Origin of the sequence: Sporosarcina sp. USHLN248, from assembly GCF_037144575.1 — a bacterium.
GTDB classification, from domain to species: Bacteria; Bacillota; Bacilli; order Bacillales_A; family Planococcaceae; genus Sporosarcina; species Sporosarcina contaminans.
In genome coordinates, this window is sequence record NZ_JBBCZC010000048.1 from 1 (window position 1) to 24499 (window position 24499).

Below are 24499 nucleotides of genomic sequence, written 5' to 3' on the forward strand. Positions count from 1 at the left end.
TGCGCCTGGAACGGAAAGCGACGGTTGTCAGGGGTTCCCCATTTATTCTCCAACCAGAAAGGGACTATCACAGAAAATCAGTTTTCACTGACTTTCTGGACAGCCCCTTTCATTATTATTTAGTATCATTATCAGCATCTGTGTCAGTGTCAGTATCTGTATCCATATTTGAATCTGTTCCATCATCAAGATTGACATCAACATCCGTGCCGTCGTCAACACCTGTACCGTCATCTACGCCCGTACCATCATCTACATCAGCCGGCGGGGGATTATTCACATCTACATCTGTGTCATCGTCACCATCTCCGCATGCTGATAGTAGACCTACAGACAGAACCGTAGCTGCGCCAATCTTTAACCACTTTTTATTCTCTGTTATCATTTTCATTTCATTCTCCTCCAAATCAATTTAAATACTCTTGCCTACTCAATACATACCCGATATGATGTAGGGTAATCATTACAATTACATTGCGAAAAGATTACAAGATGAAAAAGCCAAGCGTTCGACTTCATGAAGAAGAACGCTTGGCTTTTAGGCTTTTAAATCACATCATTTACACTCTATGCTCTTGATATTTATGAAGATGTAGCTTGTTTTCGAGTGCTTTTAAGTCCGACTGCGATACATCTGCTTCATACGCGAGGATCGTATCCAATAGTTGTTCCTTTGTACTTGCCCCGATAACTGTGGAAGCGATCGCTTCATTTTGTAAATTAAATGCAATGGCAGTAGCATGAAGATTAGCTGTCTCTTCCAATAGCATTTTAACCGTCTCTTTCATTTCAGAAGTGCTATACTCCGCAAAACCGTTCAGTTGATCTGCTTTTACTAGCCCGTCATTTGTTAGAAGGCCTTTCGCTAAAGTCCCTCTCGTTATGATGGATGCACCTTCATCGTGAATCATAGAGAACCATTCCTCAGGCCGCCGATCCAATAAACTATATTGCATCATGACAGAAACTGCATTGCTCTTTTTTAAAAATCGATTGATGACATTAGGGCGGATGGATGAAATGCCGTATTGGCGAATGATACCTTCTTTTTTCAGAGTCTCAAAAGCATCGATCGTTTCCGAGGCGTCATCTTCCATAGTACCGCCGTGCAATTGGTAAAGGTCGATATAATCCGTCTTTAGACGGCGCAAGCTCTCTTTTACCGCCTCCATTATATACGCCTTTTTTGGATTCCAGCGCCAGCCATCCTCTCCTGCAATACGCTCGTTGCCAACCTTTGTAGATAAAATGATGTCATCTCTTTTTTCTTTCAATAAGCTGCCAACGATCATTTCATTTTTACCAGAATCGTATAAATCTGCAGTGTCGAAAAAATTGATGCCTGCCTCCAATGCAGTGTCGATAATGGCTTTAGCCTTTTCTTTGTCATTAGGAAGCGACATGCAACCAAGGCTAATTTCTGAAACAAAAATACCGCTTTTCCCTAATTCTCTTTTTTTCAATTGGAGCACCTCCCATTTTGTTCATGTTACAATGGCAATGAAAAAAGTGAAAGCGCTGTGCTTATCCGATAGAGTGAAAGGGGCAATTGCGGTGAATCGTTTTGAAGAAAAGACAATTGGAAGAAAGAGCATCTATGAAGGGAAAATTATTTCCCTAAGAGTTGAAGATGTTGAATTGCCAGATGGGAAGACGGCGCAAAGAGAATTAGTCGACCATCCGGGGGCTGTAGCGATTATTGCCATAACAGACGATGAGAAAATACTATTAGTTGAACAGTATCGCAAAGCGCTAAAAAGGTCTTTAATTGAAATTCCTGCAGGAAAAATTGAAAAAGGTGAAAATCCCGATGTAACAGCGTTGCGTGAATTGGAAGAAGAGACTGGCTATCGCGCGAAGCAGTTCTCTTATTTGCAATCCTTTGCGACATCTCCAGGATTTGCAAATGAAATCATCCATCTTTATATAGCGAAGGACCTTTTTAAAATAGAACATCCAGCAAAAGGCGATGAGGATGAATTTATTCACCTCATGGAATGTACAATGGCAGAAGCGGACGAAATGATGGCTGATGGAAGGATTTTTGATGCGAAAACAGCTTTCGCCATCCTTTATGCTAAAAAACTTTTAAAAAATTGATGTATTTGGGAGCGGACAAGCATAGGTTATAGAAACGATGCGGGGGTGAAGCCTATGTTCCGTTCCTTATCATTTATCCACTTATTTGTCATTCTATCCATTTGCTATATCGGGGGGGCCCTTCTTTTTCGTGAAATTCCGATGTCCGCTTCTAAAAGTTTAATAAGTCTTTTTGATCAGCGAGTAATAATGGATATGGAAGGTTCGATAATCAAGCCTTTATTAGTTGCGATCATTTTTTTCGTTGCAGCATTTTTATTTTCAATCAACCGAAGAACACGGTTTACTGTGTTATTCATCGGAGCGATTAAATGTGTCATATTCGGTATGAGCTCTGCAATGTTATTGTCGCAGGAAATGAAGTTAGTCGCATATTCGGTTTGGTGGTTCCCATTTCAATTTTTGTCTTGTTTTCTTTTTTTAACATTTTGCGGTATAATCAGTCCGCCTTACTTTAAAAGGCAATCTAGAAATCGCCGGGAACTTCATGTCCTGCCTATGTTAGTCGGATTGTTTTTCATCGTCCAATTAGTTGAAATGACACTCTATCATTTCTTCATTCGATAGAAGCGAACGGTGAATCGTTCCCTTTATGTTGTCACACGGATTGACCATTTGATATAATGGTATCAGTGTTGAGGGGGGCGTCATATGGAGAGCCGCATTGAACGGATAAAAAAGCAGTTGCACGGGGCCAGCTATAAGTTGACGCCTCAGCGCGAAGCGACGGTCTTGGTTCTTCTTGAGAATGAAGAGGACCATTTGAGTGCTGAAGACGTGTTTCTACTTGTAAAAGAGAAAGCTCCGGAGATAGGTTTGGCAACTGTCTATCGGACATTGGAATTACTTACTGAACTGAAAATTGTAGATAAAATCAATTTCGGTGATGGGGTGTCAAGATATGATCTGCGACAGGAGGGAGCTTCTCGCTTTCACCATCATCTTATTTGTATAGAATGCGGTAAAGTTGCTGAAATACAAGATGATCTTTTAGGTGATGTAGAAAAAATAGTGGAAAGTCGCTTCGGATTTGAAGTGAAAGATCATTGGCTAACTTTCCATGGAATTTGTGAAAATTGCAAATCCGTAAACAAAGACAACAAGAAATGAGTGGGGATAGCATAGACGCTGTCCCTTTTATCATTGTTCAACGGTTTTCTGTAAAGTCATGAAATAGATTCCGGTGCACTACATAATAAAACCGGATCCGACGGATAATGATTCGTTCAATAGAATAGAAGATTGAATGGCGGGGATACTATGAGGGATGGGAAATTTGCTTTGGAGGATTATGTACATTTCCTGAAAGTGGAGCGGCAGCTATCCGTGAATACGATCGGATCGTATAAACGGGATTTAAATGATTATTTACGCTTTATGGACAAGGCCGAAGTAAAGTCTCTGGATGATATCGACAGAGCTTTAATACTACGACATATGTCAGCTCTGAAAGAACAAGGGAAGTCGCACCGGACGATTGCGCGGCATATTTCTTCAATCCGCTCTTTTCACCAATTTTTGTTAAGAGAAAAGGTGACAACACAAGATCCTACAGTCCACTTGGAAATGCCTAAGATTGAACAAAAGTTGCCGAGAGTGCTTTCTGTTCAAGAAGTGGATAGACTAATTTCAATGCCTGAAGGTGACAAACCTTTAGGTCAGCGGGATATCGCTTTATTGGAGCTACTTTATGGTACTGGTATGCGGGTCAGCGAATTGATTGGATTGGATGTGGAAGATATCCATTTATCGATGGGGTTTATCCGCGTATTCGGAAAAGGCGGAAAGGAACGTATTATTCCGTTAGGAAGCGGTGCTATGAAAGCATGCGAACATTACATAACATCGGTCAGACCGGAGTTGGCTAAATTGAAGAAGACGGACGCGTTGTTTTTAAATATGAGAGGCGGACGTTTGACGCGGCAAGGATGTTGGAAAATAATTAAAGAATACGCTTCTAAAGCGGGTATACATCAAGAACTGACACCGCATATTTTACGGCATTCCTTTGCGACGCATTTAATTGAAAACGGTGCAGATTTGCGAGCAGTACAGGAAATGTTAGGTCACTCTGATATTTCTACAACGCAAATTTACACCCATGTCAGCAAAAACAGGTTGAAAGATGTATATATGCAATTTCATCCGCGGGCTTAAAAAGACATCGCCAAATCATATTGGAGGAGATAGATATGGAAAATAAGAAGTTCAACCGGATTCATCTAATCGTTTTAGACTCTGTCGGGATCGGGGAAGCACCGGACGCCGAACAGTTCGGAGACAGAGGGGCCAATACATTAGGCCATATTGCTGAAGAGATGAACGGTTTGAAAATGCCGAATATGGGGCGTTTAGGTTTATCGAATATTAAGGAACTAAAAGGCATACCGGTTGAACAGCAGCCAGCTGGATTTTACGGGAAGATGCAGGAAGCATCCGTAGGGAAAGATACGATGACTGGACATTGGGAAATAATGGGCCTTAACATTGATAAACCATTTAAAGTTTATCCGGATGGCTTTCCGAAAGAGTTAATCGATGAATTGGAAAAAAGGACGGGACGTAAAGTAATTGGCAATAAACCTGCAAGTGGCACTGAAATTATCCAAGAATTAGGTCAAGAACATATGGATACAGGCGCAATCATTGTTTATACATCTGCCGATCCAGTCTTGCAAATTGCTGCGCACGAAGGCATCATTCCGATTGAAGAGCAATATCGAATTTGTGAGATCGCACGTGAGATTACTTTGAAGCCAGAATTTTTAGTAGGTCGTGTCATTGCTCGTCCTTTTGTTGGCGAACCAGGAAATTTCATCCGCACAACAAACAGGCATGATTATGCATTGAAACCGTTTGGAAGAACGGTTATGAATGAAATGAAAGACGCAGGTTATGCTGTTATTGCAGTCGGTAAAATTTCCGACATTTTTAATGGAGAAGGCGTAACAGAAGCTGTAAGGACATCAAGCAATATGGATGGGGTCGATAAGTTGATCGATGTCATGAAAAGTGATTTTGAAGGAATGAGCTTTACAAATTTAGTCGATTTTGACGCTTTATATGGTCACCGTCGAGATCCAATTGGCTATGGCAATGCATTGCAAGATTTTGACGCGCGATTGCCTGAAATCATAGGTGCGCTTAAAAAAGATGATTTGCTAATTATAACGGCTGATCATGGCAACGATCCGGTTCATAGCGGAACAGATCATACTCGTGAATTTGTCCCGTTACTTGTTTATTCTCCTTCATTTACAAGTGGTGGAGCATTACCTCTTCGTGAAACGTTTTCCGATATTGGTGCAACAATCGCTGAAAACTTCAATGTGAGGATGCCCGAATTCGGAAAAAGCTTTTTATCTTTAATCAGCGAATAAAATCTTCTCTATGTAGCGGGTGTTACGGATTTTTAAGGAGTTCAGACCGCAATTATGCGAAGCGCAATGGATTCGAATTTTACGAAAAAGGTGTGATTTGTTTTGTTCAGAATGGTAGATATTATAGAGAAAAAAAGAGATGGAGAAATACTTTCAAAAGAGGAAATCTCTTTCTTCATTGAACAATATACGAATGGCTCAATTCCTGATTATCAAGTAAGCGCTTTGCTCATGGCGATTTACTTTGAAGGTATGACAGCGGAAGAACAAGGATTTTTGACGATGGCGATGGTTGAATCTGGAGATCAAATTGATTTATCTCCGATTGAAGGCATTAAAGTCGATAAACACTCAACTGGTGGCGTGGGCGACACGACTACGTTAATTTTAGCTCCATTAGTTGCTGCATGCGGTGTCCCTGTAGCTAAAATGAGCGGCAGAGGGTTGGGCCATACTGGCGGTACATTGGATAAACTTGAAGCGATTGAAGGGTTCCATATTGAACTGACGCAAGAGCAATTTGTACGTCAAGTGAATGATTTGAAATTGGCGGTCATCGGCCAAAGTGGTAACTTAACACCTGCTGATAAAAAATTGTATGCGCTTCGTGATGTCACTTCAACGGTTGATAGCATCCCGCTAATTGCAAGCTCGATTATGAGCAAGAAGATTGCCGCTGGTGCAGATGCGATCGTGCTAGACGTAAAAACAGGCGATGGTGCATTTATGAAATCAATAAAAGATGCAGAGGCACTTGCGAAATCGATGGTAGCAATCGGTCAAGAAGTTGGCAGAAATACGATGGCAGTCATTTCTGACATGAGCCAGCCGTTAGGTTTTGCGATTGGCAATGCGCTTGAAGTAAAAGAAGCGATTGAAACGTTGAAAGGAGAAGGGCCGGAAGATTTAACGGAACTTTGCCTTGTGTTAGGTAGCAAAATGATCGTTGCAGGAGGCAAGGCTGAAACGCTCGAAGAAGCTCGCGCTCAATTGCAGCAAGTCATTCAAGACGGTTCAGCGCTTCGTCTATTTGGTGAAATGGTCGAGGTTCAAGGAGGAAATCGTGAAATGATTGAAAATCCTTCTTTGCTTCCTGCAGCTAAATACCAAATAGAAGTTCAAGCTCAAGAAGATGGTTATATTACGCAAATGGAAGCAGATGAAATTGGGATTGCTGCTATGCTATTAGGTGCGGGAAGAGCGACAAAAGAAGATAAAATCGACTTGGCTGTAGGCATCATGCTGAAAAAGAAAATTGGAGATCGTGTAATGAAAGGTGAACCGTTGGCCGTCATTCACTCGAATACAGAAAACGTTGATAAATCCAAGGAGTTGATTATGAAGCATATTCATATCTCTCCAGAAAAAGTGGAAAAACCTTCTTTAATCCATGAAATGATTACAGAATAAGTTTCATTCATAATTAACCGATCCAGACATCTTTCGGATGTTGGATCGGTTTTTTATTTATACCAAAGAGGTGTAAACAATCCTTAAAATGGATAGGCTTTTAAGGTGGAAATCATTGTCGAAAAAAAGGGTTGTTTTGAAATGTTTGACTACTTATGTCGCGAGGAAGGAGTTTGCTTTCTGTATGTTGAATAGTCCGCTAAGAGGAGGGATTCAGCATGGCTGATATTAAACAAATCGATGGCATTATAGTAATTACTTTGGCGGGGGAGTTGGATAATCATGAAGCCAATAGAATAAGGACGATGATATCTTCGTCTATTTTTAGCGGTCAAGTAAATGCAGTTATATGGGACTTAGGAAGATTAGGATTTATGGATAGTGCAGGTGTTGGACTCATTTTAGGAAGGATGAGGGATTTGGCTCCATACAATGGTGAGACGATCATTTTAAACCCGTCACCGACAATGGAGAAAATCTTTCAATTTTCCGGCTTGGATTCTAATATTAGGCACGGTTCGGTTGAATCTGCAATAGGTGAAATTGGAGGGGTACTTCATGAAAAATGAAATGACATTATCATTCGTAGCAATCGAAGAGAATGAGGCGCTGGCAAGAATGGCGATGACATGCTTCATCACACCTTTGGATCCTACATTGGAGGAGATTTCCGAATTTAAGACGATCGTTTCAGAAGCAGTAACAAACGCTATTATTCATGGTTATGACTGTGATGGAGTCAGCATGGTGAAAATTCATGCTGTAATTGACGATCATAAAATCTCTATGACGGTCCAAGATGAAGGCAACGGAATTTTTGATGTAGAACAAGCAATGGAGCCAATGTTTACCACAAAGCCTTTAATGGAACGTTCTGGCATGGGCTTTACGATTATGGAAAGCTTTTCAGATCATCTATCAGTAGAATCATCGATTGGAAATGGAACTATTGTGCGATTCGAGAAGACGTTTTCCCCAGTCTCGGAAGTCAGCAGAATGAGGTGACCGATGGATACATCCGTTGAAAAGCAAGATATTCTATTGTCACAGGAGAAAATGAGGGTGCTCATTCAACAATCTCAAGAAGGCGATAAGGATGCCAGGCGGATGATGGTTGAAGGGAATACAAGGCTCGTCTGGTCAATCGTGCAGAGATTTGCCTCAAGAGGAGCTGATTTGGAAGATCTATTCCAAATAGGGTGCATCGGTCTTATGAAATCCATTGACAAATTTGATTTGTCATACGATGTGAAGTTTTCCACATATGCTGTGCCGATGATTGTAGGTGAGATTCAACGGTTTTTACGAGATGACGGCATGGTAAAAGTGAGTCGTTCAATACGAGAGCTTAGTTTTAAAATTCGACATGTAACGGATGATTATATTAAGAATCAAGGAAGATCTCCTTCCGTATCTGAAATTGCGGATGCGCTAAATGTGACTGTTGATGAAATTATTTTAGCATCGGATGCCTTAAGGGACCCGGCTTCTCTCCATGAACAGCTTTACGAAAATGAAGGGGATAGTTTAACACTAATGGATCAGCTTAAGGATGATCGGTCAGAAAGATTTTTCGACCATATCCCGTTGCGAGATGTAGTTTCGAAATTGAATAAACGTGATCAAACGATTATTTACATGAGGTATTATCTTGATTACACGCAAAGTGACATAGCAGAAAGAATTGGGATATCACAAGTGCAAGTTTCGCGATTGGAGAAAAAGATCTTAGCTCAATTAAAGGCTTGGATGAGTGCGCAGCCAGAGGAAAGTGACAAAGTGAGGATGGATTAATAAATGTCAAACCTTTTTACATCTACGAAAGATGCAGAAAATTGGTTCCGCGATCAGTTTGGCGTTAATGAAACTTTCGATGCAACAGCAAAAAGTGTGCATCTTTGGGGTATGCCGGTTCTTATTTTCTATATTAATGGATTGATTGACGGTGCAGTGCTGACTACGTTGTTAACAGAAATGCAAGAGAAGTTTGATGAAGAGGAAGAAAATCGTCAAGACCCCGATTGGTTTTTAACGTACTTTCCTTATTATGCTTTAGATGAAGCGGAGAATAGGGAAAGTATATTGACAAATGTTTTAAGTGGTTTGGTCGCTTTCATATTACCCGATGGACATGCTTTCATTGCAGATTTAAGAAATTATCCCGGAAGGCAGCCGGAAGAACCCGATACAGAAAAAGTCATCCGCGGTTCACGAGATGGCTTTACGGAAAATATTATAACGAATACCGCATTAGTTAGAAGAAGGTTGAAAACAGAAAAACTGCGGTTTGAAATGCACCATACGTCTGTAAACGGTAAAACGGATGTTGCAATAACGTTCATGAAAGGTGCTGCCAGTGAGGAGCATTTATCCTACATCCGTGAACGATTAGACGAAATTAAGCATGACGGTTTAACAATGACAGATAAGTCACTTGAAGAATTTCTATTTAAACAAAGATTTCATCCAATGCCATTCGTACGCTTTACGGAACGGCCGGACATTTGTGCAGCGCATTTATTGGAAGGCCATATTGCTTTAATTGTTGATACATCACCATCCGTAATTTTAGTGCCTACGACAATATTTCACCATCTACAACATGCAGAAGAATACCGGCAAGCACCATTTATAGGCACGTTCGTTCGATGGCTGCGCCTTACAGGTTTTTTACTAAGTTTATTTCTTCTGCCATTTTGGTACCTATTGGCGACACGTCAGCAATATTTGCCCGTGTCTCTAAGCTATATCGGACCGAATGATCCTGGAGAAGTGCCTTTATTTGTGCAATTGTTTATTGCAGATGTCGGAATCGAAGTATTGAGGATGGCCGCGATTCATACTCCGACTCCAATGTCGACCGCGATGGGATTGGTAGCCGCAATAGTCATTGGCCAAGTCGCAATCGATGTCGGACTGTTTACAGCGGAAGTCATTTTATATGTCGCAGTAAGTGCAATTTTTACATTTGCAATTCCATCATTTGAATTAAGCATAACAACAAAGATTTTTAGGCTGTTTATCTTAATTATGACGGGGATATTCGGTGCGCATGGATTTTTCCTTGCTACCGTCTTATTGTTCTATTATTTGTATTCATTGAAGCCGATGGGCGTGCCCTATTTATGGCCAGTTTTGCCATTTTTCCCACAGGCAATGCAGCGTGTGCTGATTAGGTATCCAATGACGATTGATGCTCCGAGGCCTTTCATAACAGATGCCCCAAAACGGAACCGATTGTCGTAGGAGATTGATTCCTTCCACTGTATTATGATAAAGTCTTATCTATACGACATGGAGGAATTCACTATGTACTTATACGGAACCCAAACGGTAAATGAAAAAGGCCATTTAACAATCGGCGGTGTAGATACAGTTGATTTGGCACATATTTATGGCACACCTTTATTAGTTTATGATATTGCGCTTTTCAAAGAAAGAGCTGCAGCATTTCAAGAAACTTTCAAAAAAGACGGCATTCAAGCACAAGTTGCCTATGCTAGTAAAGCGTTCTCTTCCATTGCAATTTATGAAGTTGCGGCACAACTGGGCCTCTCGCTTGATGTTGTTTCAGGCGGGGAGCTCCATACTGCCGTTGCTGCAAACTTCCCGCGGGAAAAGATCCATTTTCATGGAAACAATAAAAGCTATACAGAATTACAATATGCGTTTGACGAAAAAATTGGCTGCATTGTCCTTGATAACTTCCACGAGATAGAGATGATCAAGGAAATTTCTGAAGCACGGAAAGAGAAAATGAATGTTTTGCTGCGAGTTACTCCGGGCGTACATGCGTCTACACATGACTACATTACGACTGGACAGGAAGATTCAAAGTTTGGATTTGATTTGAAAAATGGGCAAACGGATGATGCGTTTTTAAAATTGCATAATCATCCATACATCCAACTATTGGGAATGCATTGCCATATTGGATCTCAAATCTTTGAAACAGAGGCGTTTCGTTTAGCAGCAGAAGCGTTGATGACAAAAATGGTAGAGTGGCGGCAGAAGTTCAAATTTACTTGTTCAGTTCTAAATTTAGGCGGTGGATTCGGCATTCGCTATACAGCAGAAGACGAGCCGTTGCATCCGTCCAAATACGTTGAAGAGATGGAATCGACTGTCCTATCAATGGCACGGACATATAACTATCCTTTGCCCGAGATTTGGATTGAACCCGGAAGATCGCTTGTCGGGGATGCAGGCACAACAATTTATACAATTGGTAGCACGAAAGAAGTGCCGAACATTAGGACGTATGTCTCTGTGGACGGTGGAATGTCCGATAATATTAGACCTGCGCTATATGGGGCAAAATACTCTGCTGCTAGCGCAAACAGGATGTTGGATCCCCATTCGGACAAAGTAACAATTGCAGGAAAATGTTGTGAATCAGGAGATAAGTTGATTGAAGAAGCGTTTATAGCACAGCCTGTAGAAGGGGATTTGCTTGCCATTTTCTGTACAGGGGCATACACGTATTCAATGGCCAGTAACTATAACCGTTTGCCGAAACCGGCAATTGTCTTTTGTGAAGATGGGCAACACCAATTAGTTGTCCGTCGGGAGACCTATGAAGATATAATAAGGCTGGATATCCCGTTGCAAAAGATAGGACGTGAACAATCGAAATGAGAAGACGCAATATTACCCTTTTTGTCCTAATCATCATAGCTGCAATCATTTGGGGAGCTGTTTATTGGTACTTTATTGCCCCACATGTAGGGCCAAATAAATGAACTTTCCCGCTCATTGAAAAAGAAAAGCTTATGATGTACGATGTACTAAATAAATATGTCTCTCACATTGAGGGATGTATCGTTCTTTAACATTGCACCGTCTTTGTGAGAAACGTATTGAGGGATTTTTGAAAAGAAGGGATTCTATTGATGCTTTTACGTTATAAGAAGGCATACGAAAAAATCGCCATGGGCTTATTATCATATATGCCTGGTGAGAAGTCAGTAAAAAAATTGCAAGAAACGATCACGCAATACGAAACCGAAGAGAATTATCAGTTATTTCTTCTTAAACAAGACGAGGATTTTATTGGCATAGTGGGGATCAAGTTAGAAGAAGACGCTTATGTTGTTATGCATCTCTCTGTTAATCCATCCTTTAGGGGGGAAGGTATTGGCAGTGAAATGATCGCGAAGCTATCTGAGCTATATCCTCACTTGGAATGTAAAAGTACAAGGGATACGGAGTCTTTCATGAAAAAATGCCGTGAAAAAGAAGAGGGAGCAGATCAATAATTTGATCTGCCCCTTTTCTTTTCTTCTCTTAATTGAAGAATATCTGACCTGTCCCTAAGCATATGCTTATGAATGACAGCATCGCTCCCGATGGGTAACAGTTCCATAGTAGCAGTTAGTGAATCGACAAGTTTTTGCAATTGCTCTGAGGAAATGTAAAGTTTAACGGGAAAAAAAGAGTCATTGTTTTTCACCGCTAGTATAGCAGCTTTCGTATCATCATATAAACGTTGGAAGTCTATTTTTTCTTTGTATATTTCATTATCATGAAATAAAAGAAAACGGCTTTGAGCTTTCACAAGCGTACGGGTTGCACCATTCATATTGCCTCTGCGCCAATGATAGAGTCCCGTTGATAGAAGAATAAACGCGGTTAACGGATGGTTTTTATTAAAATGATCAAACGTTTTCCAGTAGTCTTCCAACACTTCATGACATTCGAAGTAGTCTTGATTCCTATTGAAATAAACAATAAACTTTAAGAATAACGGATGGTAATAAGGATGCATCGAATCACTCCTATCACTATTTGGTTTTATACATAATGGGGGAAGAATATGACATACCAAGTTAAATTAGAGGCATTTGAAGGGCCTCTCGATCTTTTGCTACATTTAATCAATCGACTTGAGATTGATATTTATGATATTCCGATGGCGGAATTGACATATCAATATATGGAACATTTGCACGCTATGCGCGTTTTAGAATTGGACGAGCTAAGCGAGTACTTGCTTTTGGCGGCGACATTATTGGAAATAAAAAGTAAAATGCTCCTTCCTGTTCATGAAGGGGAAGCTTTAGAAGACGGCATGGATTACGAAATGGAAGAGGATCCCCGTGATGAACTTGTCGCCAGGCTTATGGAATACAAAAAATACAAAGAAGCCGCTGAAAATCTTAAGGAATCTGCCGAAGACCGTTCATTTCATTTTACTAAATTGCCGGAGGACTTGTCTGCTTTCGGAGAGCCTCATAACATAGATCAAGATGAAAAAATGAATGTCTTTGACTTAATTGCTGCCTTTCAGAAAATGTTGGAGCGTAAAAAGCTGCGTGCACCGCTTACGGCAAGTGTCCTGAGATCCGAATTGTCTGTAAGTGAAAAAATGGAAAATATATTAACGAGATTGGAACAACGAGGTGGCACCTGTGATTTTGAATCACTATTTGAGACGGGAGATCTATCCGATCTCGTCATCACTTTTCTGTCCCTCTTGGAGCTAATGAAACGTCTTGACGTCATTGTACAGCAAGAAGACAATTTTTCAAAATTAACGGTGACGCTCGGAATGAGGGGGAATTTAGATGTCGAATGAGCATCGATTAATCGGGATGATTGAAAGTTTTTTATTCATAGCTGGGGATGAAGGACTTACAGCAAATCATCTATCCGTGTTAACTGATACTGATGAGGAACAAATAGAAGAACTGTTAAAAAAAATGCTGGAATCATATGACAATCGTATGGAATCAGGAATTACGCTTAAACTATATGGTGGAGCTTATCGATTAGTAACAAAAGCAGAGTATGCGGATGACATTTTGCGATTGCTTGAAAATCCTGCACCGAAGTCAATGACGCAAGCCTCTTTAGAAGTGTTGGCAATCATCGCCTATAAACAGCCGGTCACTAGAGTTGAGATCGATGACTTACGCGGTGTCAAATCTGATGGTCCAATTCAAACTTTAGTAGCAAAAGGGCTGATTATGGAGAAAGGGCGGTTGGAAGGCAGTGGCAGGCCGATTTTGTATGGTACGACGGATTTGTTTTTGGATCGTTTCGGCTTGAAGTCCATAGACGACTTACCTCCACTTGCGGATAATGATGAAAGTATTGATTTTGAAAGTGGAGATACGGATTTGTTTATGACAAAATTCCAAGAAGCATTTGAAATGAACGACGAAGGAGGAAACGATGCTTGAAACGTGCAGTGGCTATAGTCCTTTTTCTATCAATCCTGTTTGCCGCTTCCCCGAAGGAAGCTGCAGGCGGACATGCTTGGGCAGTGCTTGATGGCGACACAGGAAGGCTTTTGGACGGATACAATGAAAATGTAAGATTGCCGATTGCCAGTTTGACGAAGATGTGGACAGCATTCACGTTTATTGAAAGCGGGGCGCCAAAAGGAGAGGTAATTATTTCGCCTGAGGCTGCTTCTGCGGAAGGTTCTTCAATTTATTTAGAACAAGGTTCTACAGTCGAAAGCGATACATTATTGTATGGGTTGATGCTTAGATCAGGGAATGATGCAGCATATGCATTAGCGGAGTATGCAGGAGGGTCTGTCGATGGTTTTGTCGATTTAATGAACGAGAAAGCGAATTTATACGGATTGGACAATACAACATTTACAAATCCATCGGGTCTTCACGATGATGAGCATCTTTCCACAGCGTATGAAACTGGTTTGATGTTATATTATGCAATGCAAAATGAACAATTTAAAAAAATTGCATCGACAGAGAATTTTGTCCAAAGAAATGAGGACGGCATTAGAAGCTATAAAAATAAGCATCGTCTTATTCATACAAACAAGTACGCGGTAGCGGGCAAGACAGGTTTTACAAAAATAGCCGGCAGGACGTTAGCCACTTTTTTTGAGAAAGATGGAAAAAAACTAATTATCGTCACATTAAATGACGGCAATGATTGGAACACACATACGGAGTTGGCCGATCAAAAATTTAAGGAATACAAACTGCAAACCGTAGCAAAAAAAGGTCGTTACACAATTTTGCCAGGAATTGAAGGAGTATTAAAGAAGCCTTTAAAGCTTTTATTAACAGATGAAGAACGTGAAAGAGTTTCTCATGTCGTTTATGTTCCACGAGGGAAGGATAAAGAAAGCATAGGAACCTGGATTGTTTCATTGGACCATGAGCCACTACTATCTGCAGAAATTATCATTCATCAGCAATAATGAAAAAAGAAATGGGAAGACTGCCTATTCTAGGTCGGTCTTCTTTTCATTTGAGCTGAAATATGACATAATTTTTTGAGGTGGAAAGAAGGTGACGTATTGGAAAGATTACAAAAAGTATTAGCGCAAGCAGGTGTCGCTTCACGAAGAAAAGCAGAGAAAATGATTATTGAAGGAAAAGTAAAAGTGAACGGCGTTGTCGTAACAGAATTAGGAACGAAAGTTTCCAAGACTGACCGAGTTGAAGTGGAAGGAGTCGAACTTGTCAAAGAACAGTTTGTCTACTATTTACTATACAAACCGAGAGGGTACATATCGACTGTCAGTGATGAGAAAGGCAGAAAAACGGTGTTAGATTTGCTGCCGATGGTCGATGAACGCATATTTCCTGTAGGGCGTCTTGATTATGATACATCTGGATTGATCATTTTAACAAATGATGGTGACTTTTCATATTTGATGACGCATCCGAAGTTTGGTATTTCAAAGAAATACATTGCGAAAGTAAAAGGGATTCCAAGCCGGGAAAATTTACGGAAGTTAGAAAAAGGAATTCGTTTAGAGGATGGCATGACTGCACCGGCACGTGTAAAAATGCAATCAGTCGATAAAAAAGGTGGTACTGCGATCGTTGAAATTACAATTCACGAAGGAAGAAATCGTCAAGTTCGTAGAATGTTCGATGCAATTGGCTGTCCAGTTGAAAAGTTGAAGCGAGAGTCATTTGCCAACTTGACGACGAGAGGGTTGAATGCGGGAGAGTCCCGCGAACTGACAACACATGAAGTAAAGCAATTGCGAGTGCTAGCCGAAACAGGCAAGATAGGATAAACATCGCGATCATAATGTTCACAAACCTATCACGACTTGATCATTTTTACAAAACCTGTTCTGTTATAATTGAATTTGAATTTATTTATCGTTAGGAGGCTAAACGAGTGTCCAACGCGAAAAAAAAGCAGAAGCGCTTGATTTTTAGAGGCATTGTCTTACTTTTACTTGCATCAGCAATTCTTTTTTCCATATTTTCGAAAGACAAAGTAAAAGTATTGGCTGTAGGGGACAAGGCGCCTGATTTTGAATTGGTAGATCTGGAAGGCAATAAACATCGCTTATCAGATTATCAAGGGGAAGGCGTGTTTTTAAACTTTTGGGGAACTTGGTGTCCGCCATGTAAACGGGAAATGCCTTATATTGAAGAGCAATACCAGCAATTTAAGGATAAAGGCGTTAAAGTGCTATCCGTTAATATTGGTGAATCGAATCTGAAAGTGGATACTTTTCGTGAACAGTACGGTATGACTTTTCCGATTGTTATTGATAAGACGAAAGACGTAAGAGATACGTTTAATATCGTCCCGCTTCCTACAACATTTCTAATTGATAAAGATGGGAAAATAACGAAGATCATTACGACCGAGATGACAGAGGAAGAGATTAAGTCGTATATGGAAAGTATTCAACCATAAGGAGTTTGTTCACAATGAGTAAAATTAAATGCCAATGCGGACATGACAATCCGTTCGGAACGGTCCTCTGTGAACGATGCGGACGACCGTTAACCGAAGAAGCAAAACAAAGTGAAGTTGTAGACATGCGCTATGAAGGGTCAGCGCGAAGATCCCAAACGTACAAACGATCGCTAATTGATAAAGTTTGGAACTTCTTTTCAAGTGTAAAAGTTGGGGTCGGCATTATCGTCGCTGTATTAGTTGCATCTGCCATCGGTACATTATTTCCGCAGAAACTCTACGTGCCAGCTCAATCGGAGGCGGAAGTAGCGGCTTATTATGAACGGCTTTATGGCATTTTCGGCAAACTTTATTATCAGTTTGGCTTTCATGATATGTATAACAGCTGGTGGTTTAAAGTACTCGTCGGCATGTTAGGCACGTCGATCATTATTGCAAGTGTCGACCGTGTTATTCCGCTATATAAATCATTGAAAAAGCAAAAGACGAAGCGGCATTCTTCATTTATGAAAAGACAGAGAATTTATGGAGAAGGAACGTCTGACAATCCAGACGAGGCATTGCGCAAAGCTGAGGAAAAGCTAAAGCAGCTAAAATACAATGTGAAAGTGGAAGATGGAGCGATCTTAGCGGAAAAGAACCGTTTTTCACGCTGGGGTCCGTATGTTAACCATACAGGCTTAATCATATTTCTATTCGGTATTTTGTTAAGAGGCATTCCAGGGTTCTATGTAGATGAAACGATGTGGATCCGCGAAGGTGAATTGCGCAATATTCCAGGTGCACCGGATTATTATTTGGAAAGCAAAGAATTCATAATGGAAAACTATACGAAAGAAGAAGCGGATGAAGTATTTGGCGACGCTTTGGATAAAGTTTCAATCGTTAAAAATTACCAGACGAATGTCGTTTTATACAAAGCGAAAGAGGGAGGACTCCCCGGTTCAGAAGATCTTGAAGTTGTGAAAGAGTATCCTATAATCGTCAACAAACCACTTAAATTTGATGGATACAATGTTTTCCAAATGGATTACCGCTTAGATGAACTGAAATCCATGAAAATGCAACTGATTGAAAAGGAAACCGGAAAATCCTTCGGTGAGTTTACAATTGACCTGGATGATCCGAAAGGCATTTACGAGTTAAACGATGGTGCACGGGTTGAGTTAATTGGTTATTATGCGGATTATGCAGGGGTGGAAGATGGAGAACCTGTTTCAAAATCTCCAATTCCAAACAATCCTGCGTTCATTTTCAAAATGTCTACTCCGGAGAAACCTGAGGGCGAGAAAAGCTTTGTTGCGATCCGACAAACACTTGAAACAGAGAACAATGATTATGCAGTGAAATTTGTCAGTGCCGATACACGCGATATTTCTGGTTTGACGATCCGGAAAGATAAAACCTTATATATCCTTCTATTAGGTGGATTGATCTTCATGATCGGTGTTGTCCAAGGATCGTATTGGAATCATAGAAGGATTTGGGTCCAAAAAGGCAAAAATAATGAAATGCTATTGGCTGCCCATACGAATAAAAACTATTTTTCCTTGAAGAAAGAAATTGATACGGTCAAAGAATATGCAAATCTACCTTCATACACAGATCGGTTAGACAAAGAGTCTGAAACTGAAGTAGAGAAAGGAGAAAAATAATAATGGGATTAGCATCCTTAAGCGCCAACCTACTATTAGTGTCTTTCATAGCATATATGGTCGCTACAGTATGTTTTGGCGGCGCAGTTAAAGGAGCGAAATCCGAAGCATCCTATAGAAACAATAGATGGGGTAAAATAGGTATAACCATTACAATTATAGGTTTTATCACTCATTTAGGTTATTTTATAACAAGATGGATGGCTTCTGGACATGCACCTGTCAGTAATATGTTCGAATTTACAACTGCCTTTGGCATGATGTTAGTCGGTGCTTTCATATTACTGTTCTTCTTATATAAAACACCTTCATTAGGACTTTTCGCGTTGCCGATCGCTATCATTATTATCGCTTACGCAACGATGTTCCCAAGAGAGGTGACGCCACTTATTCCGGCACTTAAGAGTAAATGGTTGACGATACACGTCATTACCGCTGCACTTGGCGAATCCATATTGGCAATAAGCGCAGTGGCGGGCCTAATTTACTTGCTGAAAAATGTGGATTTGACAAAAGGGTCCAAGCAACGTTTCTGGCTGGAAAGCATAATGTTCGTTCTTATTATCGTAGTAGGTTTCGTATTATCTTCGACTACGTTTAAAGTTGCGGGTTACGAGGCGCACTTTACGTACATTGATAAAAATGATCGACCAGCTAAGATTGAATACAACTATCCGCCGCTATTCGGAATGCATCAATATGAAGCCCAGACACCGGGTACGATGGAGCCATGGGCTGAAATGCCGGCAGTAGTCAATGCTAAGACGCTAACAACTTTCGTTTGGTCCGTCATGACGGGTATTGTACTTTATATACTTTTGCGGTTGATAATTCGAAAGCCAATTGCGGCTCTGTTCCAGCCGTTTGCGAGAAAGGCGAATTCACAGCTGATGGACGAAATCGGCTATCGTTCAGTGCTGATCGGCTTCCCAGTCTTTACATTAGGAGCACTCATATTCGCAATGATTTGGGCGCATGAAGCGTGGTCTAGATTTTGGGGATGGGATCCTAAAGAAGTTTGGGCGCTTATTACGTGGCTATTCTATGCAGCATTCCTTCACTTGCGACTGTCGCGCGGTTGGGAAGGCGAAAAATCAGCTTGGCTTGCAGTCATAGGATTTGTCATCATTATGTTCAACCTAATCGCCGTCAACCTAATCATAGCCGGCCTACACTCATATGCTTAACCAAAAGCGTAGGGCGGCGTTTAGCTCCGACAGGCACTGGAAGAAAAGAGCCTAAGGCGCTTTTTGCCTTAGACTCTTTTCTGAAGTGACCCGAGGAGCTGCCGCGCCCGGAGTCTGGATGATCCCAAAAGCGTAGGGCGGCGTTCAGCCTCGACAGGCGCTGGAGAGCCTAAGCATAAGGTTCTTTTTGCCTTATGGAAAGGAAGGCAGTCTAAAAACGTCGCGTCCTGCGACAACGACTGCATGACCTGCACCGTGCAGGCCCAAACGACCCGAGAGGCTGGCGTTCGTAGCTGGATGATACCAAAAGCGGAGAACGCCGTTTAGCCTCGACAGGCGTTGGAGGTCTTGAACATAAGGCGCTTTTTGCCTTAGACTCTGTTCTGAAGTGACCCGAAGGGCTGCCCCTCGGAGTCTGGATGATACCAAAAGCGAAGAGGGGCGTCCTGTGACAACGTCGGCACTAATACATCCTGTATGTCGGAGGTCTTGAACATAAGGCGCTTGTTGCCTTATAAGAAAAACTTGCCGCCGGAGTCTAAATTCCTGAACATTGAGCGCCGAGTTATTGAATTCCTAAGGACTGTGCAGCTCTTCAAAGGCTGTACAGTCTTTCTTTTTTTTCTTGCAACTTGTACAATAAAGTTAGGAATCTTTATGAAAGGGGTTTTCATTTGTGGAAGAGACTGTAAAATTATTAGTTGTGGATGACGAAGATCGTATCCGTCGTCTTTTAAATATGTACTTATCGCGCGAAGGCTTTGAAATTGAAGAGGCGGTTGATGGTGCAGAAGCTTTGGAGAAAGCACTAACCAATCAATATGACTGTATTTTGCTTGACTTGATGATGCCTGAAAAAGATGGTATGGAAGTGTTGCAAGAACTTCGTGAACAAAAACAGATGACCCCCGTTATTTTGTTGACAGCGAAAGGAGAAGAATCGGACCGGGTAGCCGGCTTTGAAACAGGTGCGGATGATTACATCGTAAAACCATTCAGCCCGAGGGAAGTCGTATTGCGCGTAAAAGCGATTTTAAGAAGATCTGTAACTTTCTCTAATTCTACCGCTTCTACAACTTCTAAAGATCTTGTCGTATTTCCACAACTGACAATCGACCATGATGCTCACCGCGTCACTGCAGAAGGGAAAGAAGTAAACTTGACCCCTAAGGAATACGAGCTACTCTATTTCTTAGCTAAGTCACCAGACAAAGTGTTTGATCGGGAGCAATTATTAAAGGAAGTATGGCATTATGAGTTTTTTGGAGATTTGCGAACAGTTGATACGCATGTAAAACGGCTACGTGAAAAGCTAAGCCGTGTTTCTGAACGTGCGGCTAAAATGATTGTTACGGTTTGGGGCGTCGGATATAAGTTCGAGGTGCCGAATGAATGAATAGAATATGGAATTCTATCGTCGGGAAGCTATGGGCAACCATATTGCTTCTCGTTTCCTTTGTGTTGTTCATCGTAACCGTTCTTTTGCTGGAATTTTTGGATAATTTTCACACGAAACAAGCGGAAGACACCTTGCGACGAGAAGCGACGACGATCGGAAAAATCATTATTGATCATGAAGATGCAAATGCGATGCGGTTAATTATTCGGGATATTTTAGATAACGAAACAAATGCATTATTAGTTGATTCGAATGGACAAATTTTAGACTCATTTCATAAAGGATTGAACGAAGATAAAATTGAGAGAAAAATTATGTCAGAGGAAAAGTTTTTTTCTTCAGTTACGCTCAATGAAAAGTCTGTAAAAGAGATGGTGTTGCCATCCATTAACGATGAGCATGTTATGGAGCAATATTTAGTGCTGTCCTATCCATTTTTAGAGGAAGATGGAGTTTATCATTCAATTATTATGTACCAAAGCTTAGATGCAGTGCATAGGACAACGAAACGGACAACGCATATTGTCTTTCTTTCAGCGTTTATTGCATTCGTATTAACAACCTTTTTCGCATTCTTCCTTTCTACGAAAATTACCTCTCCCTTAAGGGGGATGAAGCAAGCTGCATTTGAATTGTCGAAAGGAAATTTTGATACGAGGCTACGAGCGAATCAAAATGATGAAATCGGTCAATTGGCAACAGCCTTCAATCAAATGGGCAGGCAGCTGAAATACCAAATGGAACTAATTAAACAGGAAAAAGAGCAATTATCAAGTATTTTGACATCCATGACCGATTCGGTAATTACTTTTAATCGTGACTATACAATATTGTTAAGCAATCCTCAGGCAGATCGTTTGCTACAAAATTGGCAAAATGGAGGAGAGCAGGACAAACCTTTACCTCCGGAAGTATTTCATATGTTAGAGCATGTCATTTCTTTCGCTGAAGAAGTCGAAGATGAACTTGAGTTAGGCGGCCAGTTTTATGCTATCTCCATTAGCCCGCTTTATAGCGAGAATAGTATTAGGGGAGCAGTGGCAGTACTGCGGGATATGACGGATCAACATAAATTGGACAAACTCCGTTCCGATTTCATCGCCAACGTCTCTCATGAATTGCGGACGCCGATTTCCATGCTTCAAGGATATAGTGAGGCAATTATCGATGATGTCATGGCTAGTGATGAAGAGCGTAATGAGATGGTACAGATCATCCATGATGAATCTAAGCGGATGGGCCGGCTTGTCACGGATCTCCTTGACTTAGCAAGAATGGAATCAGGGCATATGCGCTTGTACAAAAATAGTTTTGAAATGATTCCTTTCATGAATAAAGTCATAACGAAATTCATGCAAATTTCAAGGGATGCGAATGTAAAGCTTTCTCTTCAATATGATGAAAATAATAAACATCTTATTATTAATGCGGATGCTGATCGTTTGGAACAGGTTTTCACCAATTTAATCGACAATGCAATCCGACACACTCCCGATGGAGGGAAAGTGACCGTCTATGTCGAAAAAAGAATGGACAATATAGAAATATTAGTTGCTGATACAGGAACGGGCATTCCCGAAGCGGACTTGCCATATATATTTGAACGCTTCTATAAAGCAGATAAAGCACGTACGAGAGGAAAAGGGGGAACTGGCTTAGGCTTGGCAATTGCAAAAAAAATTATTGATTCACATGGAGGGCAAATTTCTGCGGAATTAGGAGAAAAAGTAGGAACGGTATTCAGATGCGTGCTCCCTGTAGATCATCCTTCTGAACAATTACAAGAGGAGCAATAAGTTTTTATGTAACAATATGGAATAAAATCATTATAGCTGAGATGAAACTTATCATCTCGATTTACGACTAATGTATTGAACGGGGGGATTAAGTGGATGACTCCGTTTTCCACCGGCTGTATGAAGCATACCACCAGGATGTATTCAATTTTCTTACCTATTTAACAGGGGATCGATTATTATCGGAAGATTTGATGCATGAGGTGTATATTAGAGTTTTGAAGGCCTATGCCGGGTTTGAGGGGAAAAGTTCCGAGAAGACGTGGCTGTTTTCAATTGCTAAAAATGTGGCGATTGATCATTTCAGAAAAAAATCTGTAAGGCAAAAACACTTATATGACAAGTTTGATTGGGAAAAGAGTGAGCTCGTTTCTCCTGATGTCCAACCTGATGAAATTGCTGAAATGAATGATGATATGAAGCAAATGCTGCAAGTATTGAATACATGTACGGGAGACCAGAAGATGGTTATTGTTTTACGATACTTTCAAGAGCTATCCATTGCAGAAACCGCAGAAACTTTGAGCTGGTCGGAAGGTAAGGTAAAAACGACACAGCATCGAGCAATTAAAGCATTGCAAAAGAAGTTGAAAGCTCTTTCGGCAGAAGGGGGAAGTTGAATGGATGACAATCATTGGAATGACGACAAAATTGAACAATTACTTCATTCAATGCCGAAAGTAAAGGATGACCGTCCAGCTTCGGAAATATTGGAACGGCTGAAAACGGATAGCCGATTGAAGGAGTCGAAACGCCGCAAGAAACATAATTGGATCCCAGCGATTGTAACGATTGCAGCGTTGATAATGGTCAGTTTAATTGTTCCATCTATGCTCAAAAATAGCACGGATACAGCAGTTGAATCTTATCCTGAATCGAAGATGAGTCAAAAAGACTCAAGAGCATTAGAAAATTCCACAGAGGAAAGCGAATCGGAAGCGGATAATGCCGCTTTTGACGAACCGAACATTAGCACATTCTCTACTGCCGATATGGCAATATCACATATTGTTTTGGAAGATGAGATGGAAGGGATGAAAATGTTGCCGTTAGGCCTTGTTCATGAAGCGAATGTTATACCTGTCTCCATTCTTATACCAACCCAAAATGTAAAAGGAGAGCCGGACCTTGTAGCTCTTTACAATCAATTCGCTCCTAAGATTGATGAAGAGGCATACGGATTTGATGATTATCATCCGTATAAAGGAACTATAAGTGAAGCTGACGGCACAATTATCCACGAAGTGCCAGAAGATCACCAATACGACATGTCTCCGGCTGCAGTAGGAGTTTATGAAAATTCGGCGAAAGCGACTTTTGGTAATTATAATGAATGGAAAGTTGTTGATGAGAAAAACAGCCCAGTGGTGTTCGAGTATGTAGGACAGTTCGAACAGTTTGCTTTGAAAAGGCATTCTCCTTATTTTAAATATATAATGCCAACAGGACAGGAATATTTAGTGCCGCATGAAAATGGTGATGAGAGCTCGGTTAGCGCCGCTTTACTATCCATGAAAAAGGCTGAGAATGAAATTGTAGAAGAAATCGTTCCAGAGACGGTTCACTATACCGTTGAGGAGTCGAAAGGGATTGTGACAATCCAATTTACTGAACCGCTCGACTTATCAACGTTGGCACCAAATGAGGCATTGAATATGATTGAGGGTTTTATGCTAACTGCAAGTAGTTTTGACATGAGCGTTCAACTGCAAAATGTTGTTCAAGATCAGTTTGACAAATACGATTTAACGAAGGCATTGCCGATGCCGGTTGGAGTAAATCCTATTCTGTACACTGAATAATGAATGGGCTGTCCAGAAAGTCAGTGAAAACTGATTTTCTGTGATAGTCCCTTTCTGGTTGGAGAATAAATGGGGAACCCCTGACAACCGTCGCTTTCCGTTCCAGGCGCACGCTT

Annotated in this window: 26 protein-coding genes; 23 read left to right on the top strand and 3 right to left on the bottom strand. The window is 40.9% G+C overall.

Annotated elements, in window-relative coordinates:
- Positions 1–115: 115 nt before the first annotated feature.
- Complete coding sequence (locus tag WFH04_RS15680) at positions 116–391, bottom strand: hypothetical protein (protein ID WP_336824996.1); 276 nt, start codon at positions 389–391, stop codon at positions 116–118.
- Positions 392–560: 169 nt separating this feature from the next.
- Positions 561–1463, bottom strand: coding sequence for an aldo/keto reductase (locus tag WFH04_RS15685; protein WP_336824997.1), 903 nt, complete (start codon positions 1461–1463; stop codon positions 561–563).
- 91 nt (positions 1464–1554) lie between these two features.
- On the opposite strand from WFH04_RS15685, the gene WFH04_RS15690 reads away from it, so the two are divergent.
- The 12 genes from WFH04_RS15690 to WFH04_RS15745 all read left to right on the top strand — a co-directional run bounded on the left by WFH04_RS15690 (position 1555) and on the right by WFH04_RS15745 (position 12148).
- Positions 1555–2100, top strand: a complete 546-nt coding sequence (locus WFH04_RS15690; RefSeq protein ID WP_336824998.1) for an NUDIX domain-containing protein — start codon at positions 1555–1557, stop codon at positions 2098–2100.
- 54 nt (positions 2101–2154) lie between these two features.
- Entirely contained in the window at positions 2155–2667 is a 513-nt protein-coding gene (locus WFH04_RS15695; RefSeq protein WP_336824999.1) for a hypothetical protein, read from the top strand.
- 84 nt (positions 2668–2751) lie between these two features.
- Entirely contained in the window at positions 2752–3210 is a 459-nt protein-coding gene (fur, locus tag WFH04_RS15700; protein WP_336825000.1) for a ferric iron uptake transcriptional regulator, read from the top strand.
- 150 nt (positions 3211–3360) lie between these two features.
- A complete protein-coding gene (gene xerD, locus WFH04_RS15705) occupies positions 3361–4257 on the top strand; it encodes a site-specific tyrosine recombinase XerD (protein ID WP_336825001.1) in 897 nt (298 codons plus the stop codon).
- 35 nt (positions 4258–4292) lie between these two features.
- Positions 4293–5480 (top strand): phosphopentomutase, encoded by a 1188-nt coding sequence (gene deoB / locus WFH04_RS15710; protein ID WP_336825002.1) that lies wholly within the window; start codon positions 4293–4295, stop codon positions 5478–5480.
- Positions 5481–5591: 111 nt separating this feature from the next.
- Positions 5592–6890, top strand: a complete 1299-nt coding sequence (locus WFH04_RS15715) for a pyrimidine-nucleoside phosphorylase (protein ID WP_336825020.1) — start codon at positions 5592–5594, stop codon at positions 6888–6890.
- Positions 6891–7108: 218 nt separating this feature from the next.
- Positions 7109–7459: an STAS domain-containing protein gene (locus WFH04_RS15720; RefSeq protein ID WP_336825003.1), complete on the top strand. Its 351-nt coding sequence runs from the start codon at positions 7109–7111 to the stop codon at positions 7457–7459.
- Positions 7449–7895: an anti-sigma F factor gene (gene spoIIAB / locus WFH04_RS15725; RefSeq protein ID WP_336825004.1), complete on the top strand. Its 447-nt coding sequence runs from the start codon at positions 7449–7451 to the stop codon at positions 7893–7895. The genes WFH04_RS15720 and spoIIAB overlap by 11 nt, the downstream gene beginning before the upstream one ends.
- 3 nt (positions 7896–7898) lie before the next feature.
- Positions 7899–8684 carry a SigF/SigG family RNA polymerase sporulation sigma factor gene (locus WFH04_RS15730; RefSeq protein ID WP_336825005.1) on the top strand — a complete coding sequence of 262 codons (786 nt, stop codon included), beginning with the start codon at positions 7899–7901 and terminating at the stop codon, positions 8682–8684.
- Positions 8685–8687: 3 nt separating this feature from the next.
- Entirely contained in the window at positions 8688–10136 is a 1449-nt protein-coding gene (locus WFH04_RS15735; RefSeq protein WP_336825006.1) for a spore germination protein, read from the top strand.
- Between the two features lie 63 nt (positions 10137–10199).
- Complete coding sequence (lysA, locus tag WFH04_RS15740; RefSeq protein ID WP_336825007.1) at positions 10200–11528, top strand: diaminopimelate decarboxylase; 1329 nt, start codon at positions 10200–10202, stop codon at positions 11526–11528.
- A gap of 254 nt (positions 11529–11782) precedes the next feature.
- Complete coding sequence (locus WFH04_RS15745; RefSeq protein WP_336825021.1) at positions 11783–12148, top strand: GNAT family N-acetyltransferase; 366 nt, start codon at positions 11783–11785, stop codon at positions 12146–12148.
- Here WFH04_RS15745 and WFH04_RS15750 read toward each other — a convergent pair.
- Positions 12142–12657, bottom strand: a complete 516-nt coding sequence (locus WFH04_RS15750) for a DUF309 domain-containing protein (RefSeq protein ID WP_336825008.1) — start codon at positions 12655–12657, stop codon at positions 12142–12144. The two genes, WFH04_RS15745 and WFH04_RS15750, sit on opposite strands and share 7 nt — an antisense overlap.
- A gap of 48 nt (positions 12658–12705) precedes the next feature.
- Here WFH04_RS15750 and WFH04_RS15755 point away from each other — a divergent pair, with 48 nt between their 5' ends.
- From WFH04_RS15755 to WFH04_RS15805, 11 genes are all read left to right on the top strand, one after another.
- Positions 12706–13467, top strand: a complete 762-nt coding sequence (locus tag WFH04_RS15755; protein WP_336825009.1) for a segregation/condensation protein A — start codon at positions 12706–12708, stop codon at positions 13465–13467.
- A complete protein-coding gene (scpB, locus tag WFH04_RS15760; RefSeq protein WP_336825010.1) occupies positions 13457–14074 on the top strand; it encodes an SMC-Scp complex subunit ScpB in 618 nt (205 codons plus the stop codon). Before WFH04_RS15755 ends, scpB begins: the two co-directional genes overlap by 11 nt.
- A complete protein-coding gene (locus tag WFH04_RS15765) occupies positions 14071–15072 on the top strand; it encodes a D-alanyl-D-alanine carboxypeptidase family protein (RefSeq protein WP_336825011.1) in 1002 nt (333 codons plus the stop codon). The genes scpB and WFH04_RS15765 overlap by 4 nt, the downstream gene beginning before the upstream one ends.
- 99 nt (positions 15073–15171) lie before the next feature.
- The gene (locus WFH04_RS15770) at positions 15172–15903 is read left to right on the top strand and encodes a pseudouridine synthase (RefSeq protein WP_336825012.1); all 732 of its coding nucleotides are present in this window, start codon (positions 15172–15174) and stop codon (positions 15901–15903) included.
- 107 nt (positions 15904–16010) lie between these two features.
- Positions 16011–16541: a thiol-disulfide oxidoreductase ResA gene (gene resA / locus WFH04_RS15775; protein ID WP_336825013.1), complete on the top strand. Its 531-nt coding sequence runs from the start codon at positions 16011–16013 to the stop codon at positions 16539–16541.
- A gap of 14 nt (positions 16542–16555) precedes the next feature.
- On the top strand, positions 16556–18199 hold the full coding sequence (gene resB, locus WFH04_RS15780; protein WP_336825014.1) for a cytochrome c biogenesis protein ResB: 1644 nt from the start codon (positions 16556–16558) through the stop codon (positions 18197–18199).
- Positions 18200–18201: 2 nt separating this feature from the next.
- Positions 18202–19386, top strand: coding sequence for a c-type cytochrome biogenesis protein CcsB (gene ccsB / locus WFH04_RS15785; protein ID WP_336825015.1), 1185 nt, complete (start codon positions 18202–18204; stop codon positions 19384–19386).
- Positions 19387–20062: 676 nt separating this feature from the next.
- Entirely contained in the window at positions 20063–20782 is a 720-nt protein-coding gene (locus tag WFH04_RS15790) for a response regulator transcription factor (protein WP_336825016.1), read from the top strand.
- On the top strand, positions 20779–22581 hold the full coding sequence (locus tag WFH04_RS15795) for an ATP-binding protein (protein ID WP_336825017.1): 1803 nt from the start codon (positions 20779–20781) through the stop codon (positions 22579–22581). The genes WFH04_RS15790 and WFH04_RS15795 overlap by 4 nt, the downstream gene beginning before the upstream one ends.
- A gap of 92 nt (positions 22582–22673) precedes the next feature.
- Positions 22674–23201 (top strand): RNA polymerase sigma factor SigX, encoded by a 528-nt coding sequence (locus tag WFH04_RS15800; RefSeq protein WP_336825018.1) that lies wholly within the window; start codon positions 22674–22676, stop codon positions 23199–23201.
- The gene (locus WFH04_RS15805) at positions 23202–24383 is read left to right on the top strand and encodes a hypothetical protein (RefSeq protein ID WP_336825019.1); all 1182 of its coding nucleotides are present in this window, start codon (positions 23202–23204) and stop codon (positions 24381–24383) included.
- Positions 24384–24499: the final 116 nt, after the last annotated feature.

Bases quoted from the DNA above. Each gene is read 5' to 3' on its own strand.
- WFH04_RS15735 (WP_336825006.1), top strand. From the start codon at position 8,688: ATGTCAAACCTTTTTACATCTACGAAAGATGCAGAAAATTGGTTCCGC.
- scpB (WP_336825010.1), top strand. From the start codon at position 13,457: ATGTCGAATGAGCATCGATTAATCGGGATGATTGAAAGTTTTTTATTC.
- WFH04_RS15805 (WP_336825019.1), top strand. From the start codon at position 23,202: ATGGATGACAATCATTGGAATGACGACAAAATTGAACAATTACTTCAT.
- deoB (WP_336825002.1), top strand. From the start codon at position 4,293: ATGGAAAATAAGAAGTTCAACCGGATTCATCTAATCGTTTTAGACTCT.
- spoIIAB (WP_336825004.1), top strand. From the start codon at position 7,449: ATGAAAAATGAAATGACATTATCATTCGTAGCAATCGAAGAGAATGAG.
- WFH04_RS15745 (WP_336825021.1), top strand. From the start codon at position 11,783: ATGCTTTTACGTTATAAGAAGGCATACGAAAAAATCGCCATGGGCTTA.
- WFH04_RS15755 (WP_336825009.1), top strand. From the start codon at position 12,706: ATGACATACCAAGTTAAATTAGAGGCATTTGAAGGGCCTCTCGATCTT.
- WFH04_RS15715 (WP_336825020.1), top strand. From the start codon at position 5,592: ATGGTAGATATTATAGAGAAAAAAAGAGATGGAGAAATACTTTCAAAA.
- WFH04_RS15730 (WP_336825005.1), top strand. From the start codon at position 7,899: ATGGATACATCCGTTGAAAAGCAAGATATTCTATTGTCACAGGAGAAA.
- xerD (WP_336825001.1), top strand. From the start codon at position 3,361: ATGAGGGATGGGAAATTTGCTTTGGAGGATTATGTACATTTCCTGAAA.
- fur (WP_336825000.1), top strand. From the start codon at position 2,752: ATGGAGAGCCGCATTGAACGGATAAAAAAGCAGTTGCACGGGGCCAGC.
- WFH04_RS15720 (WP_336825003.1), top strand. From the start codon at position 7,109: ATGGCTGATATTAAACAAATCGATGGCATTATAGTAATTACTTTGGCG.
- ccsB (WP_336825015.1), top strand. From the start codon at position 18,202: ATGGGATTAGCATCCTTAAGCGCCAACCTACTATTAGTGTCTTTCATA.
- WFH04_RS15795 (WP_336825017.1), top strand. From the start codon at position 20,779: ATGAATAGAATATGGAATTCTATCGTCGGGAAGCTATGGGCAACCATA.
- resB (WP_336825014.1), top strand. From the start codon at position 16,556: ATGAGTAAAATTAAATGCCAATGCGGACATGACAATCCGTTCGGAACG.
- WFH04_RS15750 (WP_336825008.1), bottom strand. From the start codon at position 12,657: ATGCATCCTTATTACCATCCGTTATTCTTAAAGTTTATTGTTTATTTC.
- WFH04_RS15680 (WP_336824996.1), bottom strand. From the start codon at position 391: ATGAAAATGATAACAGAGAATAAAAAGTGGTTAAAGATTGGCGCAGCT.
- WFH04_RS15695 (WP_336824999.1), top strand. From the start codon at position 2,155: ATGTTCCGTTCCTTATCATTTATCCACTTATTTGTCATTCTATCCATT.
- lysA (WP_336825007.1), top strand. From the start codon at position 10,200: ATGTACTTATACGGAACCCAAACGGTAAATGAAAAAGGCCATTTAACA.